The sequence below is a fragment of the Catellatospora tritici genome, from assembly GCF_019083965.1.
In the GTDB taxonomy this organism is placed as follows: domain Bacteria; phylum Actinomycetota; class Actinomycetes; order Mycobacteriales; family Micromonosporaceae; genus Catellatospora; species Catellatospora tritici.
On the sequence record NZ_JAHRCY010000002.1, the window covers coordinates 572920 to 588094 of the forward strand.

The 15175-nt window shown below is 73.8% G+C and carries 16 protein-coding genes and 1 riboswitch; of the genes, 5 read left to right on the top strand and 11 right to left on the bottom strand.

Annotated elements, in window-relative coordinates:
• The first annotated feature begins 2 nt into the window (after nucleotides 1-2).
• Genes nirD through KUA19_RS06440 form a run of 4 tightly spaced genes read left to right on the top strand, consistent with a single transcriptional unit; the run spans nucleotide 3 to nucleotide 3535 of the window.
• A complete protein-coding gene (nirD, locus tag KUA19_RS06425) occupies nucleotides 3-347 on the top strand; it encodes a nitrite reductase small subunit NirD (protein ID WP_217395375.1) in 345 nt (114 codons plus the stop codon).
• 43 nt (nucleotides 348-390) lie between these two features.
• On the top strand, nucleotides 391-1476 hold the full coding sequence (locus KUA19_RS06430) for a uroporphyrinogen-III synthase (RefSeq protein WP_217395158.1): 1086 nt from the start codon (nucleotides 391-393) through the stop codon (nucleotides 1474-1476).
• A gap of 27 nt (nucleotides 1477-1503) precedes the next feature.
• Complete coding sequence (locus KUA19_RS06435) at nucleotides 1504-2388, top strand: hypothetical protein (protein WP_217395159.1); 885 nt, start codon at nucleotides 1504-1506, stop codon at nucleotides 2386-2388.
• Nucleotides 2363-3535: a hypothetical protein gene (locus tag KUA19_RS06440; RefSeq protein WP_217395160.1), complete on the top strand. Its 1173-nt coding sequence runs from the start codon at nucleotides 2363-2365 to the stop codon at nucleotides 3533-3535. The genes KUA19_RS06435 and KUA19_RS06440 overlap by 26 nt, the downstream gene beginning before the upstream one ends.
• Before the next feature lie 101 nt (nucleotides 3536-3636).
• Here KUA19_RS06440 and thiC read toward each other — a convergent pair whose 3' ends face one another.
• The 10 genes from thiC to KUA19_RS06490 all read right to left on the bottom strand — a co-directional run bounded on the left by thiC (nucleotide 3637) and on the right by KUA19_RS06490 (nucleotide 12465).
• Nucleotides 3637-5169 carry a phosphomethylpyrimidine synthase ThiC gene (gene thiC / locus KUA19_RS06445; RefSeq protein WP_217395376.1) on the bottom strand — a complete coding sequence of 511 codons (1533 nt, stop codon included), beginning with the start codon at nucleotides 5167-5169 and terminating at the stop codon, nucleotides 3637-3639.
• A 32-nt stretch (nucleotides 5170-5201) separates the two neighbouring features.
• Complete coding sequence (gene thiD / locus KUA19_RS06450) at nucleotides 5202-6008, bottom strand: bifunctional hydroxymethylpyrimidine kinase/phosphomethylpyrimidine kinase (protein WP_217395161.1); 807 nt, start codon at nucleotides 6006-6008, stop codon at nucleotides 5202-5204.
• Complete coding sequence (locus tag KUA19_RS06455) at nucleotides 6005-6637, bottom strand: thiamine phosphate synthase (protein WP_217395162.1); 633 nt, start codon at nucleotides 6635-6637, stop codon at nucleotides 6005-6007. The genes thiD and KUA19_RS06455 overlap by 4 nt, the downstream gene beginning before the upstream one ends.
• A complete protein-coding gene (locus tag KUA19_RS06460) occupies nucleotides 6631-7401 on the bottom strand; it encodes a thiazole synthase (protein ID WP_217395163.1) in 771 nt (256 codons plus the stop codon). Before KUA19_RS06460 ends, KUA19_RS06455 begins: the two co-directional genes overlap by 7 nt.
• 1 nt (nucleotide 7402) lies before the next feature.
• Nucleotides 7403-7606, bottom strand: a complete 204-nt coding sequence (gene thiS / locus KUA19_RS06465; RefSeq protein ID WP_217395164.1) for a sulfur carrier protein ThiS — start codon at nucleotides 7604-7606, stop codon at nucleotides 7403-7405.
• Nucleotides 7603-8673, bottom strand: a complete 1071-nt coding sequence (gene thiO / locus KUA19_RS06470; RefSeq protein ID WP_217395165.1) for a glycine oxidase ThiO — start codon at nucleotides 8671-8673, stop codon at nucleotides 7603-7605. Before thiO ends, thiS begins: the two co-directional genes overlap by 4 nt.
• Nucleotides 8667-8777: riboswitch (TPP riboswitch) on the bottom strand. Its footprint overlaps the gene before it by 7 nt.
• 136 nt (nucleotides 8778-8913) lie before the next feature.
• Complete coding sequence (locus KUA19_RS06475) at nucleotides 8914-9270, bottom strand: hypothetical protein (protein ID WP_217395166.1); 357 nt, start codon at nucleotides 9268-9270, stop codon at nucleotides 8914-8916.
• Between the two features lie 56 nt (nucleotides 9271-9326).
• A complete protein-coding gene (thiE, locus tag KUA19_RS06480) occupies nucleotides 9327-9959 on the bottom strand; it encodes a thiamine phosphate synthase (RefSeq protein WP_217395167.1) in 633 nt (210 codons plus the stop codon).
• Nucleotides 9960-10066: 107 nt separating this feature from the next.
• Nucleotides 10067-11767, bottom strand: a complete 1701-nt coding sequence (locus tag KUA19_RS06485) for an ATP-binding cassette domain-containing protein (RefSeq protein WP_217395168.1) — start codon at nucleotides 11765-11767, stop codon at nucleotides 10067-10069.
• A 17-nt stretch (nucleotides 11768-11784) separates the two neighbouring features.
• Nucleotides 11785-12465 carry a class I SAM-dependent methyltransferase gene (locus KUA19_RS06490; RefSeq protein WP_217395377.1) on the bottom strand — a complete coding sequence of 227 codons (681 nt, stop codon included), beginning with the start codon at nucleotides 12463-12465 and terminating at the stop codon, nucleotides 11785-11787.
• Nucleotides 12466-12478: 13 nt separating this feature from the next.
• Here KUA19_RS06490 and KUA19_RS06495 point away from each other — a divergent pair, with 13 nt between their 5' ends.
• Entirely contained in the window at nucleotides 12479-14269 is a 1791-nt protein-coding gene (locus tag KUA19_RS06495; protein ID WP_217395169.1) for a hypothetical protein, read from the top strand.
• A gap of 17 nt (nucleotides 14270-14286) precedes the next feature.
• Here KUA19_RS06495 and truA read toward each other — a convergent pair whose 3' ends face one another.
• Nucleotides 14287-15132, bottom strand: coding sequence for a tRNA pseudouridine(38-40) synthase TruA (gene truA, locus KUA19_RS06500; RefSeq protein WP_217395170.1), 846 nt, complete (start codon nucleotides 15130-15132; stop codon nucleotides 14287-14289).
• Between the last annotated feature and the right edge of the window lie 43 nt (nucleotides 15133-15175).

Below are 15175 nucleotides of genomic sequence, written 5' to 3' on the forward strand. Positions count from 1 at the left end.
CCATCACAGCTGCGACCGCGTACTGGACCGCGGTGTGCTCATACGACCGGCTGCTGCCCGAGCGCGGTGTGGCCGCGCTCGTCGACGGGGTGCAGGTCGCGATCTTCCGTACCTACGACGGCGAACTGTTCGCCCTCGGCAACCGCGACCCGATCGCGGGCGCCCAGGTGATGTCGCGCGGCATCGTCGGTGACCGCAGCGGAGTCCCGACGGTCGCCTCACCACTGCACAAGCAGGTCTACGACCTGCGCACCGGCGAGTGCCTGGACCTGCCGGGCGTGCTCGTGCCGACGTACCCGGTGCGGTGCGAGGGCGGCACGGTCGAGGTCCTGGTGGACCGACCGTGAGTACCTCACATACCGGGGCCACCACGGGGGACGAGGACGGGTCATGACCGAGCTGGCCGGGTTCACCGTCGGCGTCACCGCCGACCGGCGCCGCGACGAGTTGGCCGCGCTGCTGGAACGCCGCGGCGCCCGGGTGGTCATCGCCCCGGCGCTGCGGATCGTCCCGCTGCACGACGACTCGCAGCTGCGCGAGGCGACCCGGCGCTGCCTGGACACACCGCCCGACATGGTGGTGGCCAACACCGGCATCGGCATGCGGGGCTGGTTGGAGGCCGCCGAAGGCTGGGGGCTGGCCGACCCGCTGCGCGGGGTGCTGGCCGGGGCGTACATCGTCGCCCGCGGGCCCAAGGCTCGCGGCGCGGTGCGCGCCGCGGGCCTGCACGACCAGTGGTCACCGGACTCCGAGAGCTGCGACGAGTGCCTGGCCCACCTGCTCAAGCGCGGGGTGGCCGGGCAGATCGTCGCGGTCCAGCTGCACGGCGACCAGCAGCCGGAGTTCTGCGCCGCGCTGCGCGCCGCCGGGGCCGAGGTCATCGAGGTGCCCGTGTACCGCTGGGCGCCCCCGCTGGACTCGGCACCGCTGCACCGGCTGGTCGACCTGGTCTCCAACCGGCTCGTGGACGCCATCACGTTCACCTCGGCCCCGGCCGCGGGCGCGCTCATCGCCGCGGCCGGCGCCGGGGCGGACGCCCTGCTGGAGGCGCTGCGCCACGACGTCGTGGCCGCCTGCGTCGGCCCGGTGACCGCGGCGCCGCTGATCCGACACAACATCCCGGTCATCGCCCCGGCCCGCGCCCGGCTCGGCGCGATGGTCCGCGCCATCGCCGACGAGCTGCCCCGGCGTGCGGTCACCTTGCAGGTGGCCGACCACGAGCTCACCCTGCGCGGGCACGCGGCGATGGTCGACGGCGAGCTGAAACCGCTGGCCCCGGCGCCGATGGCGGTGCTGCGGGCGCTCGCGTCGATGCCGGGCAAGGTGCGTTCGCGCGCCTCGCTGCTGCCCGCGCTGCCACGCGGCGCCGACGAGCACGCGGTGGAGATGGCGGTGGCGCGGCTGCGGGCGGGCCTGGGCGACCCCGGGTTCGTACAGACGGTGGTCAAAAGAGGCTACCGGCTCCCGGTGGACTGACCGGCCGACCCGACGTATGGTCCCCGCGTGATGCGTTTCTGGGTACGGCAGTTGGCGGCCGGATTCGGCCTGGCCGCCCTCGTCGCGGCGGCACAGTTCGGTGTCGTGTACGGCCTCAACGCGCTGCGCCTGGACCGCGAGTTCCTGGCCGGCACCGACAACGACTGGAACCTGCAGCTGAGCTGGATCGCCTGGTTCGCGCTGTGCGCGACCGTCGGCGGGGCCACCTTCGCCGCCGGGATGGCGCAGCGGGAGACCGGACGCGTCAGTGCGGGCGTCCGGGCGCTCGCGGCGTGCACCGCCGCCCTGGGCGCCGCCACGGTCTCACTGCCGCTGACGCTGCAGCCCGCGCGGTACGCCGTGCTGCACGCGTCGTTCGACCCGCAGCTCACCGCCGCGCTCGCGGTCGGCGCGGGCGTGCTCGCGGGGCTGCTGCTGTCGCTGTTCGTGGTCGCCCGCAGCCCGCTGAGCACCAACCTGTGGGCGTTCACCGCCGGGATGTGGCTGCTGGCGGTGGTGTCGTTCCTGGACACGGCCCAGTTCGGGCGCAACCGCGACGCGCTGGGCGACTACTACGACCCGATCCGGCTGGGCGTGCTCGACATCAGCTCGCTGCAGCCGATCCCGCGCGCCTCGTTCACCGCTCCGGTGCTGGCAGTGCTCGTGGCGCTGATCTGCGGGCTGGCGGCCCGGCGCGCCGGGCGCTCGCGCACGCTGATCGCGCTGTCGGGCGCGGCGGGTCCGCTGCTGATCGCCATCGCGTACGGCATCGGCGGGCCGGGCCTGTCCCGCTCGCTGAGCTACCAGGCCGACGCGTACCTCGGCGCGATGATCGCGGTGGTGGTGGGCCTGCTGGTCACGACCGTCATCGCCCTGGCCCCACGCCGTGCCCCCGCCCGCCCGGCCTTCTGACCCGCTCCCGCCCGACCCCGGGCGGCCGCCGGAGGGCTACAACGCCGAACTCCACTACCTCGTCGTCTACGCGACCGAGGCCGACCGCCGCCGCGATGCCCCGCCGATGACCGTCCTGATCAGCGGCCGGAGCGTCGCCGACGCGCGCTACCCCGGCTACGAGCACTGCCTGCTCTGGCTGCACCGCCAGGGCAGCTGGGTGTACGACCCGGGCTGGGGCCGCGTCCTGCGCCCCGAATTCGACGACACCTGGGACTGGGTCCGCCCCGACGAGGCAGCCGAGCTGGTCGGGCGGATCGAGGGCGCGACGCCCCTGCCGGACCCCGACACCGTGCGGGAGATCTTCTGGCGTACCGAGTGGGAGAAGCGGCAGCGGGTGCACCGCCGGGCGCCGTCACTGCGGGTCGGCGGTCGACAGGTGTGGGTCGAGCGGGTGCGGTGGATGACGAAGTACCGCCTGGAACCACTGTGCCGGGAGCTGGGCCTGCCCGCCGCCGCGCCCGTCGAGCCGGTGCCCGTCGACACCGAGTTGAGTGGCCGCGACGTGGTCGTCGCCGGGCGGCCCGGCCGCCTGTCGGTGCAGTTGGACGCGGTCGGGGTCTGCACGGTGCGGCTCGCGGTCGCCACCGCCGAGGACCTGTCCGCACCGGCCGGTGACCTGATCGCGCTGATGAAAGACGCCGTGGACGCGGTCGCGAAGGTCGAGACGGTCTCCACTCGCGAGGCGGTCCGAGGCGAGGACCGCATTCGCCTGGACCGTCCCGACGTGCTCGGACGGTCCTCGGAGCATGCCTCGCTCGACGACTGCGACCTGCGGTTCGGGGCATGGTTCGCGGTGTCGGCCGACGGCCCGGTGGAGACGTGGCTGTGCGCGTGCGCCTGCGACGAGGAGGCGACCCTGGGTCGACGGCGCCGGGACGGTAACGGCTGGCGGCCCGAGGACCGGTTCTGGCACCTCGACGACTCCGCGATCGCACCGCTGCGCCTGGCCCGCGCGGCCTGCCCGGCGCCGCTGGACCCCACCTGCGACTGCCCGATCCACCGCAACCTGCGGATGAGCCACCTGCCCACCGGCAACGCCAAACTGATCGTGCAGCTCCTGGACGGCCTGCCGCTGCTGCGCCCGATCGACGACCCGAGCTGGTGAAGGCGGAGCCCTCCACCACGCCAGGGCAGCGTGCCACGATCGCAGCGCGGCGCGCCCGCCCCGCGCGCCCGGGGCGGGGCGGCGAGGCGGGCGACGGGGGGTCAGGCGAGTGGCAGGTACACCTTGCCGCCGGACTCGACGAACTCGGCGGACTTGTCGGCCATGCCCTTGGCGGCGTACTCCTTCAGCTCGTGGCTGATGCGCATGGAGCAGAACTTCGGCCCGCACATGGAGCAGAAGTGTGCCGTCTTCGCGGCCGGGGCGGGCAGCGTCGCGTCGTGGTAGGCGCGCGCGGTGTCCGGGTCCAGCGCCAGGTTGAACTGGTCCTCCCAGCGGAACTCGAAGCGCGCCTTGGACAGCGCGTCGTCCCACGCCTGGGCGCCCGGGTGCCCCTTGGCCAGGTCCGCGGCGTGCGCCGCGATCTTGTACGCGATCACGCCCGCCTTCACGTCGTCGCGGTCCGGCAGCCCCAAGTGCTCCTTCGGCGTGACGTAGCACAGCATCGCGGTGCCCCACATCGCGATCATGGCGGCGCCGATGGCGCTGGTGATGTGGTCGTACGCCGGTGCGATGTCGGTGGTCAGCGGCCCGAGCGTGTAGAACGGCGCCTCGTGGCACCACTCCTGCTGCAGGTCCACGTTCTCCTTGATCTTGTGCATCGGCACGTGGCCGGGGCCCTCGACCATCACCTGCACGTCGTACCGCCACGCGATCTCGGTCAGCTCCCCGAGGGTACGCAGCTCGCCCAGCTGCGCCTCGTCGTTGGCGTCCGCGATCGACCCCGGCCGCAGCCCGTCACCCAGCGAGAACGTGATGTCGTACTTGGCGAAGATCTCGCAGAGCTCCTCGAAGTGGGTATACAGGAAGTTCTCCCGGTGCCCGGCCAGGCACCACGCCGCCATGATCGAGCCGCCGCGCGAGACGATGCCGGTGACCCGGTCGGCGGCCAGCGGCACATAGCGCAGCAGCACGCCCGCGTGCACGGTCATGTAGTCCACGCCCTGCTCGGCCTGCTCGATGATGGTCTCGCGGTAGATCTCCCAGGTCAGCTTCAGCGGGTCGCCCTTGACCTTCTCCAGCGCCTGGTAGATCGGCACGGTGCCGATCGGCACGGCCGAGTTGCGCACGATCGCCTCGCGGGTCTCGTGGATGCGCGGGCCGGTGGACAGGTCCATCACCGTGTCCGCGCCCCACTTGGTGGCCCAGGTGAGCTTGTCGACCTCCTCGGCGACGTCGGAGGTGACGGCCGAGGTGCCGATGTTGGCGTTGACCTTCACCAGGAACGCCTTGCCGATGATCATCGGCTCGATCTCGGGGTGGTTGACGTTGGCGGGCAGCACCGCCCGGCCGGCGGCGATCTCGTCACGGACGAACTCCGGGGTCACGCCCTCGCGGACGGCCACGAACTCCATCTCCGGGGTGACGATTCCGGCCCGCGCGCAGCCGAGCTGGGTGACGGGGGCGCCGTGCAGGCGACGATCCTCGACCCAGTCGGTGCGGGGCAGGTCGGCGAAGACACCGGGGCCGGAGGTGTCGTACAGCCGCACCGGGGTGCTGCCGTCGGTCAGCTCGACCTCCGCGAACGGCACCCGGATGTCGGGACGCGAGCCCTCGACATAGACCTTGCGCCGCATCCGGCCTGAATCCTCGGCGGCCACCTTGCTCGTCATGTTGCCTCCTTGAGTCGGGGGAAGTGGTTCAGCGGGCCCGCCCCGCTGCCGATCCGCCAGTCCTGCGCGCCCAGCAGCGCCGCGCGCACATACCGGTTCGCGTAGGCGATCGAGTCCTCGACCGGGTAGCCCTGCGCCAGCCGCGCCGCGATCGCGGCCGAGAACGTGCAGCCGGTGCCGTGGGTGTTGCCGGTCGGGATGCGCGGGGCGCGCATGAACCGCGTGCCGTTGGCGGTCCAGACCGCGTCGACCGACTCCGCGCCGCCGAGGTCGCCGCCGGTCACCACGACGCACTGCGGCCCCTGCGAGGCCAGCTGCGCGGCCGCCCCGGCCATGTCGGCGGGGGTGGCGACCTGCCAGCCGACCAGCGCCGACGCCTCGTCCACATTGGGTGTGGCCACGGTCGCGTACGGCAGCAGCCGCTCGATCGCGCTGACGATGCCGAGCCGCCGCCCGGTCGAGGCGGTGAGCACCGGGTCGAGCACCATGCGCGGCAGCTCGCCGTTGCGGGCGCGGGCGCGGATGTTGCCCGCGATCTCGCCGCTGGCCACCATGCCGATCTTCACCGCCGAGATGGGCAGGTCCTCCAGCACGGCGCCGAGCTGCGCAGCCACCACCGAGGGCGGCAGCGCGTGCACGTCGCTGATGTTCTTGGTGTTCTGCGAGGTCACCGCCGTGATCACGCTGGCGCCGTAGCAGTCGAGCGCCGCGAACGTCTTCAGGTCGGCCTGAATGCCCGCCCCGCCGCTGCTGTCCGACCCGGCGATGGTCAGCACAATGTGAGGGGTCTGGTGAGGGGTCATGCGATCACTGTCGCCCCGCGACGGCCGGAGCCGTCGCACACGCCGTCCCACGCCGCGCACAGCCGCGCGGTCACCTCGGCCGGGTCCTCGGCGCGCATGACCGCACCCAGCACCGCGACGCCGGCGGCGCCCGCCTCCCGGCACCCGGCCACCTGCTCGGGGCTGGTCACCCCGCCCAGCGCCAGCACCGGCCGGTCCGCCACCCGGCACAGTCTGCGCAGCTCGGGAAGGCCCAGCGCCGGGCCGTAGCCGGGTTTGGTGACGGTGGGCCAGATCGGGGAGACGGTGGCGTAGTCCTCGGCGGTCAGGCGGGCCAGTTCGGCCTCGCCGTGGCAGGAGCGGCCGAGCACGTGCGGACGGCCCAGCGGGGCGACCGCCCCTGCGGCCAGGTGCAGCGCCTCGCCTTCGAGCACGTCCTGGCCGCCCGCGATGAGCAGACCGCCGACCGGTTCGAGCAGCGCCCGCAGCGCGTACGCCAGTTCCAGTCGCGCCGGTCGGGGCAGGTCCTTCTCCCGCAGCAGCACGTGCCGCGCCCCGCCCGCGACCGCCGCGGCGACCACTTCGGTCAGCGGCCGGGCCGCCTGGCCGCGGTCGGTCACCACGACCACCCCGCGCACCGGGCTCACCATGACGGCAGGCCCTCGGCCGAGGTCGACGCCAGCGCGTACCGGCGCACCGGGATGCGCCCGGCCTTCGCGGCGAGCCGTCCGGCCAGCACGGCGTGGCGCATCGCGGCGGCCATCGCGGCCGGGTCCTCGGCCCGGGTGACCGCGCTGGCCAGCAGCACCGCGTCGCAGCCCAGCTCCATCGCGCGGGCGGCGTCGCTGGCGGTGCCGATCCCGGCGTCGAGGATGACCGGGCAGGTCACCGCCTCGCGGATCAGTTCGATGTGGTGCGGGTTGCTGATGCCCAGGCCTGACCCGATCGGGGCACCGGCGGGCATCACCGCGGCGCAGCCGAGATCGGCCAGGCGCCGGGCCAGCACCGGATCGTCGGTGGTGTACGGCAGCACGGTGAACCCGTCCTCGACCAGCCGCTCGGCCGCCCGCAGCAGCTCGACCGCGTCGGGCAGCAGCGTCCGCTCGTCCCCGATCACCTCGAGCTTTACCCAGTCGGTGCCGAACGCCTCGCGGGCCAGGTGCGCGGTGCGTACGGCGTCGGCCGCGGTGAAGCAGCCGGCGGTGTTCGGCAGCACCCGGACCCCGCAGCGCTCCAGCACGTCCATCAGCCCGGCCGGGGTGCTCGGGTCGATCCGGCGCAGCGCCACGGTGACCAGCTCGGTGCCGCTGGCCACCAGCGCCTGCTCCAGCGAGTGCAGGCTGGACGCGCCGCCCGTGCCCAGGATCAGGCGCGAGCTGAACTCGACCCCGCCGAGGGAGAACCTGTCGTCCACCTCAGCCGCCCTGCACCGCGGTGAGCACCTCGACCCGGTCGCCGTCGACCAGGCGGTGCCGCGGCCAGTCGGCCCGGCGCACCACCTCGCCGTTGACCGCCACCGCCACCCCGCGCGGCGGCACCGGCAGGTTGTTCAGCAGCTCGGCGACGGTATCGGTGTCATCGGTCCGGCGGGGAACGTCGTTCACGACGACTGTGATCATCTGGCACCTCCGGCGGAAAGGCGTTGCGGCGTGAAGGGCGCCCACAGCAGGGGCAGCGCCCGCCCGTCCACCAGGTCGGCGACGGCGTGCGCGGTGTACGGGGCGGCCAGCACCCCGTGGCGGTAGTGCCCGGTCGCGACGAGCAGTCGGGGCGCCCTCGCCCCGGCGGTCTCCAGCTCGCCGACGATCGGACCGTTGTCCTCGGTGCCGGGGCGGTGGCCCGTCGACACCTCGACCAGCGCGTGCTCGCCGAGCTCCGGCACCAGGTCGGTGGCGGCGCGCAGCAGATCCCTGACCCCGGCGGCGGTGGCGTGCCCGTCGGCGCGTTCCTCGACCGTCGCCCCGACCAGCACCTCACCGTCGGCACGGGGGACGAGGTAGACGGCCCTGCCGTCGGCGTACCCCCGGATGACGTGGCGCAGCACCACCGGCCCGCGCAGGCGGACGATGGTGCCCTGCACCGGCCGCACCGGCAGCCCGGCCAGCGCGGCGCTGGCGCAGCCCGCGGCCAGCACCACCGTGTCGGCGTCGGCGTCCAGCTCGGTCAGTGAACCGATCGCGGTCGGTCGCACCGGAACCAGCGTGCGCAGCGCGGCGACGACCCTGCGCGGGTCGACCTGGTGGTCGGACTCGACCAGCACGCCGCGCGCCCGAGGGTGCAGCAGCGGCTCCCGCTCGCGCAGTTGCTCGCTGTCCAGCGAGACGACCGGGGTGCCCAGTTCCCGCTGGTGGGTCCACAGCCGTCGCAGCTGCGCCAGGTCGTCGGCGGTCAGCCCGACCTGCAGCGTCCCCTCGGTACGGTGCCCCAGCTCGCGTCCCGACGCCGCGGCCAGCTCCCGTGCGTACGCGGGCCAGCGGCGGGCGGACTCCAGCAGCAGCTCGGTCAGCTCCCGCTCGCCGAAGTAGGACTCCCCGACCGGCGCGAGCATCCCGGCGGCCACATGGGACGCGCCGTTACCGGGATCGGGGTCGTGGACGGTGACTTCGTGGCCGCGGCGCCGACACTCCCAGGCGATGGAGAGTCCGATGATGCCGCCGCCGACGACGGATACCCTGCGCGGAGTCATCCGCTTCTCCTCCCTGCGCCGGCATTACCCGGATCAGGTTCAACGGTCGGGAGCGAGTCAGCTCCCCTCTCAGCCCAGTTCACTGGGCTCCCGTGGGGTTCTCATGCGTTGTGTTGCCTGTGTGTTACGTAGGCTACCCGTCAGTTTCAGGCCAGCCGAGCGCAGCGTAACCCCGCCCGCACCGAGTGGCAACCACGTGTTCGTACGGCATCCAGACTCGCCGATCATCCGATCCCGTTGTCACGGCAACGGTTCGACAGTCGGCGTCGCCCGCGGCGCCGCGCGCCGAATCCGCGCCACGACCAGGTCCAGCTCAACCCGCAATCCGGTGACCGGCCGCCGTGGACACTCCCGGAACATCGCCACCACCTGCGCGAACGTCAGGTCGAGCGCATGCCGCACCGCGCTGCGCACGCGCGGGTCGGCGCTGTCGGCGGGCGTCAGCAGCAGCGCGAACCAGCCTTCCTGCGCGGCGACGGCCGCGCGCTCCGCGGCGCTCAACACGTCGTCCATCGCGTACGTCGTGAAACCGCAAGCCGCGCAGTGAGTCTCGGCACACCAACGCAGCGCGCCGGACCAGTCCACCTGACCGGACACGTCCCGGTCCGCCGTGCCACCGCAGTCCGGACAGGGCACCCGAAGGGTCGGCTCGGTCACGGTCGCGCCGCGACGGCGGCGAGCAGCTCCGCGACCGCGCGAGCCGGGTCGGGGGCGTCGGAGACGGCGCCGATCACGGCGACGCCGTGGGCACCGACCGCGAGCAGGTCCGGCACCCGGGCGGCGGTCACCCCGCCGATGGCGATGATGGGGGTATCGGCGCACTGCCGCGCCACGGCCCGCAGCCCCTCGGGCCCGATCGACACCGGCAGGTCGTCTTTGGTGTACGTGGCGTAGCAGGGGCCGACGCCGAGGTAGTCGGCGCCGTCGCCGACCGCGCGCAGCGCCGTCGCGGGCAGCCGGGCGGTGGCGCCGAGGATCGCGCCCGGCCCGAGCAGCCGCCGCGCCGCCGCCACGGGCAGATCGTCGGCGCCGACGTGGCCGCCCGCGGCGCCCGCCGCGACACCGACGTGCAGGCGGTCGTTGACCAGCACCGGCACCCCGTGCGTACGGCACAGGGCGACGATCTGGCCCGCCAGGTCGTAGCAGTATCGGTCGGTCCAGTCGTCGGCCGGGCGGAACTGGATCACGAGGTCCGGCGTGGCGACGCTCAGCGCCGCCCGCACGATCGCGACCGGGTCACGCCCCGGCCTGCTGTCGGTCACCAGATGCAGCCGCCCCAACCCCATGCCGCACACGCTACCGCGCGACCAAGTCGCTTCGGGATGGTGCGGTTTCAGGGAAAGTGCGGCTTTGGCGGCCAAGCTTCCCGCACTTTCCCCGAAGCTGCCTGACCTCAGCGGACGTCCCAGACGGGTTCGGGGGTTTCGACGACCTCGCCATCGTTCTGGAAGACGAGGAAGCGGTCGAAGGAGCGGGTGAACCAGCGGTCGTGGGTCACCGCGACAACCGTGCCCTCGAACCCCTCCAGGCCCTGCTCCAGTGCTTCCGCGCTGGCCAGGTCGAGGTTGTCGGTGGGCTCGTCCAGCAGCAGCAGCGTCACGCCGGACAGCTCCAGCAGCAGCACCAGGAACCGCGCCTGCTGCCCGCCCGACAGCGTGCCGAACCGCTGCTCGCCCTGCTTGGCCAGCTCGTACCGGTCGAGCACCTTGTACGCGGCCTCGCGGGCCAGCGACGGCCGGTGCGAGTCGCCGCGCCACAGGATGTCGATCAGCTCCCGCCCGGCCAGATCCGGCCGGTCGTGGGTCTGCGAGAAGTGCCCCGGCACGACCCGCGCCCCCAGCCGCGCCCTGCCGTGGTGGGCCACCTTGGCGTGGTCGGCGCCGTCGGCCGACCGCCCCGACGGGTCCCCATGGCTCTGGGCGAGCAGCCGCAGGAAGTGCGACTTGCCGGTGCCGTTGGCGCCGAGCACGGCCAGGCGGTCGCCGTACCAGAGTTCCAGGTCGAACGGGAAGGTGAGGTTGTCCAGTTCGAGCTGCTCACACATGACGGCGCGCTTGCCGGTGCGGGCACCGCGCAGCCGCATCTGGATCTGCTGGTCCTTGGGCGGCAGCGGCGGCGGGCCGTCCTCCTCGAACTTGCGCAGCCGCGTCTGCGCGGCCTGATACCGCGAAGCCAACCCGTCGTTGTACGCCGCCTTCTGCTTGTACATCAGCATCAGCGCGCGCAGCTTCTCGTGCTCCTCGTCCCAGCGACGGCGGCGCTCCTCCATGCTGTCGTGCCGGGCCACGCGGGCCTCGTGCCAGGAGGCGAAGTTGCCGGGGTGGGTCCACGCGCCGCCGCCCTCGACCGCGACCACTCGGTCGGCGGTCTGGTTGAGCAGCTCGCGGTCGTGCGAGACGTAGAGGACGGACTTCTTCGACTCGCGCAGCCGCTGTTCCAGCCAGCGTTTGGCGGGCACGTCCAGGAAGTTGTCGGGCTCGTCGAGCAGCAGCACCTCGTCACTGCCGCGCAGCAGCAGCTCCAGCGCGAACCGCTTCTGCTGGCCGCCGGAGAGCGTGCGGACGGGCCGGTCCCGGGTCTCGTCCCATGGCTTCTCCAGGATGAGCGTGGAGACGGTGTCGAACAGCACCTCGGCGTCGTAACCGCCCGCCTCGCCGAACGCCGACAGCGCCTCGGCGTAGCGCAGCTGCGCCTGCTGGGCGGAGCTGCTGAGCCGCCCGCGCGCCTCGGCCTCACGCATCGCCGCCTCGGCCCGCACCAGCTTCGCCCCGGCCGCCTGCAGCCGCGGCTCGACCAGGGAGAACGCCAGCTCGGCCAGGGTCGCGTCACCGCCGCCCGCCGCGCCGGTGGCCGCGGACGAGCCGTACATGCCGATGAACTGGCGCATCACGCCCAGGCCGCCGGCGCGCGCGATCCCACCGACCGGCGTCGGCAGGTCGCCCGCGACCATCTTCAGCAGCGTCGTCTTGCCCGCCCCGTTCGGGCCGACCAGCGCGACCTTGGCGCCCTCACCGACCCGGAACGACACGTCGGAGAACAGCACCCGTCCGTCAGGCAGCGTCCACGACACGCCCGAGACATCCACGTAACCCACGCGGGAATCCTGCCTGATCAGGCGGCCTGCGGGCGAGTTACTTTCAGCACCCGGAAACCGGACCCGCTGGCATGCCGGTCGGCCTGCCAGCCCTGCTCGTTCAGCCACGCCTGCAGCGAGTCCGCGCCCTTGTGGCGGCCCACCACCAGCCAGGCCACCCCGTCCGGGGCCAGCCGGGGCAGCCAGCGCAGCAGCAGCTCGTGCAGCTCGGGCTTGCCGATGCGGATCGGTGGGTTGGACCAGATCTGCGCGAACTCGACAGTTTCCGGCACCGCGTCCGGCTCGGCCACGCGCACCCGCTCGGACACGCCCAGCCGCTGCGCGTTGGCCTCGGTGAACTCGCGCGCACGGGCGTTGACGTCGACCGCCCACACCTGCGCCCCCGGCGCCCGGCGGGCCAGCACCATCGTGATCGGCCCGTAGCCGCAACCCAGGTCGAGCAGGGCGCCGGTGCTCGCGGCGGTGGGCAGGTCACCCTTCTTCAGCAGTACGGTCGTGCCGGTGTCCAGCCGGTCGGCGGAGAACACGCCGCCCGCCGAGGTCAGCGTGTATTCGTCGCCGCCGATGCTGAACTCGACCTGTCGGGGTCGGACCGGCGCGCCCGGCTCCGCGGTGAAATAGTGCTCGCCCACCGGGCCATTCTCCCCCGAACGGACGGACCACCGCGCCGCAGGGTTAAGTCCGACTGTGTCGTCCATTACGCTGTGCGACATGGCTCACGGCTACGGGACTGGCGCAGGGGACTGGACTCCGTCCTCCCGGCGCGACCCGCGCGACCGCGACCCCCTGGATCCGCGCGCACCAGGCGAGACCGGGACGGGTCGACACGGCACGCAGCGGGGAGGTACCCATGACGCAGAGTCACCAGACCGCGACCGAGGTGTAGGACGCCGCCGCGCGGCCGACGCGCCCACCTCCGGTGCCGGGGCACCGGACCGGTTCAACGGCTTCGTCGAACGCAAGCCCCCACCGCCCCGCGGTGGCACCCAGGACCGTCTCGGCACCCCCGACCGCACCGGCCGGGGGTTCGGCCGCGACGGGGGCAGCCAGGACCGCTCCGGCACGCCCGGTCGCGGCACCCAGGACCGTGCGGGTGCGCCCGGCAGCGGCATTCCGGACCGTGCGGGTGCGCCCGGCCGGGGTGCCCAGGACCGGTCCGGCGCGCCGGGACGCGGCACCCAGGACCGTGGCGGGCTCGGCCGCGGTGGCACGTTCGACCAGGGCACACCGCCGGCACGTCCCGGCGCGCCGGTCACCGGGCCCAGCGGGTTCGAGCCAGGCCGCCGTGGTGCCGAGCCGGGCCGCGGCCAGACCCCGCCGCCGGGCACCGGCCGCCGCCCGGTCCCGGGCGGACCGGTCCCGGGTGAGCCGCCCGGCGCCCGCAACGGCGCGTTGGCCCGTCCCCGGGGCGTGGGCGACCCGCCCCCGCCGCCCGTACCGGTGGCACGCGGCGCCACCACGGCTGCGCCCCGACGCGGCGTGGAGCCGCCCACCCAGCGCCCCGGCGGGCCGGGCACGCTGCCCGCCCCCGTCTCACCGGGTCTGCCCGCGCGCCCCGGCGCCATGCCGCCCGGCCGGACGACCGCGCCCGCCAACCCGGCCAACCCGGTCCGGGTGACCCCGCCGCCGACCCGACCGGCCGTCGCGCCCCCGCCGCCGCCACCACCGCCGCAGCGCACCGGCGGGATCCGCCCGGCCGACGCCGCGAGCAGGTTCCAGCGCCTGCCGATCAACCCGAACCTGTCCAACCGGTGGAAGAAGACGCTGAGCGTGCTCGGCGTGATCGCGGTGCTCGCGGCCTGCGGGGTCGGCTCGGTCCTGATGGTGCTCGACGAGAAGAACAGCAGCGGCGCGCAGGCCAACAGCTCTCCCCCGCCCACGGCCATGCCCGTCGACATCTCCTCCCGTGAGGTCGACGGCAAGCCGTTGACCATCCAGGAGGTCTTCCCCGCGTCGAAGATCGTCATCGACGTGAACAAGCCGACCGAGGCGTACACGCTGGTCAAGTCGCAGGTGCTCAAGGACTGCCGGGCGACCACCAACGGCGACATCACCAAGCTGATCGCCAAGCTGGGCTGCAGCCAGGTCGTGCGGGGCACGCTGCGCTCGCCGAACGGGCAGTACCTGGTCACCGGCGGCATCGTGAACCTGGACACCGTGGCCAGCGCCGAGCAGGCGTACGAGGCGATCAAGCCGATCGTCGACGCGGGCAAGGGCCGCTTCCTCGGGTACGCCCCCGACAGCAAGACCCGTCCGCTGGCGCTGTCGTCCACCCACGCCGGGTGGAACATCAAGGGCCACTACCTGGTCTACTGCGTGATCGCCCGCTCCGACGGCGACGAGATCGCAGTCGGCGACCCGTTCGCCAAGCAGATCCTGTACGACGTCATCGAGTTCTACCTGCGCGGCAAGGTCCTCGAAGACCGCGCCTACGACCCGATCACGCCCTCCGGCGCGACCGACGCCAGCGCCGCCCCCGCGTCAGCCCCGTCCGCCGGCTGACCGGGCCGGGCCGCCGGTCAGTCCTCGGCGTCCGCGCCGGTGGTGCGGGCTCCCGCCGGGGTGCCGCGCAGGGCGCGGGTCTGCTCCGCGCGGGCGGCGAACTCGGCCGCGTCCGGGTAGCCGACCGCGACCAGGTTCAGCCCGTGCGGCGGCGCCACCACGACGTCGCTGGAGCGCTCGGTCCGGGTCAGCAACGACGCGGGCCAGTCCGGCTCCCGTCGCCCGTCCCCCACGGTCAGCATCGCGCCCACCAGGCTGCGCACCATGGCCTGGCAGAACGCGTCCGCCTGCACCGTGGCCACCAGCACCCCGTCCGGCTCGCGCCGCCAGGACAGCGCGGTGATCCAACGGATGGTGGTGGCGTGCTCCTTGCGCTTGCAGAACGCGGCGAAGTCGTGCTCGCCGCACAGTCCGGCCGCGGCCGCGTTGAGGCGGTCCAGGTCGAGCCGGCGCTGCCAGAACAGGGTGTCCAGGCGCCGCAGCGGGCTGGGACCGGCCTCGGCGTCGCTGGCGCGGTACTCGTAGCGGCGCCACAGGGCCGAGAAGCGGGCGTCGAACTCCGGCGGCACGGCGGTGGCGCGCAGCACCCGTACGTCGGCGGGCAGCAGCCCGGCCAGGCGGCGTACCAGGGTGGGCGCCAGCGCCTCCCAGCGGTCGTCGGGCAGGTCGACGTGGCAGACCTGGCCGGTGGCGTGCACCCCGGCGTCGGTGCGCCCGGCGACGGTCAGGCCGGTCGGGTTGCCGGGCCCGGCGATCCGCTCCAGCTCCGCCAGCAGCACCCCGGCCACCGTGCGCCGTCCCGGCTGGGCGGCCCAGCCGGAGAAGTCGGTGCCGTCGTACGCGACGTCCAGCCGTACCCGCATCGCCTTCTGCCCTTCCCGCAAATGGACCGAAGCTCCTCCCCCG

Coding starts and splice junctions, on each gene's coding strand:
- KUA19_RS06455 (WP_217395162.1), bottom strand. CDS start 6,637: ATGGTGAGCCCGGTGCGCGGGGTGGTCGTGGTGACCGACCGCGGCCAG.
- KUA19_RS06430 (WP_217395158.1), top strand. CDS start 391: ATGACCGAGCTGGCCGGGTTCACCGTCGGCGTCACCGCCGACCGGCGC.
- thiE (WP_217395167.1), bottom strand. CDS start 9,959: ATGGGGTTGGGGCGGCTGCATCTGGTGACCGACAGCAGGCCGGGGCGT.
- thiD (WP_217395161.1), bottom strand. CDS start 6,008: ATGACCCCTCACCAGACCCCTCACATTGTGCTGACCATCGCCGGGTCG.
- thiO (WP_217395165.1), bottom strand. CDS start 8,673: ATGACTCCGCGCAGGGTATCCGTCGTCGGCGGCGGCATCATCGGACTC.
- KUA19_RS06495 (WP_217395169.1), top strand. CDS start 12,479: ATGGCTCACGGCTACGGGACTGGCGCAGGGGACTGGACTCCGTCCTCC.
- thiC (WP_217395376.1), bottom strand. CDS start 5,169: ATGCGGCGCAAGGTCTATGTCGAGGGCTCGCGTCCCGACATCCGGGTG.
- thiS (WP_217395164.1), bottom strand. CDS start 7,606: ATGATCACAGTCGTCGTGAACGACGTTCCCCGCCGGACCGATGACACC.
- KUA19_RS06490 (WP_217395377.1), bottom strand. CDS start 12,465: ATGGACGACACAGTCGGACTTAACCCTGCGGCGCGGTGGTCCGTCCGT.
- truA (WP_217395170.1), bottom strand. CDS start 15,132: ATGCGGGTACGGCTGGACGTCGCGTACGACGGCACCGACTTCTCCGGC.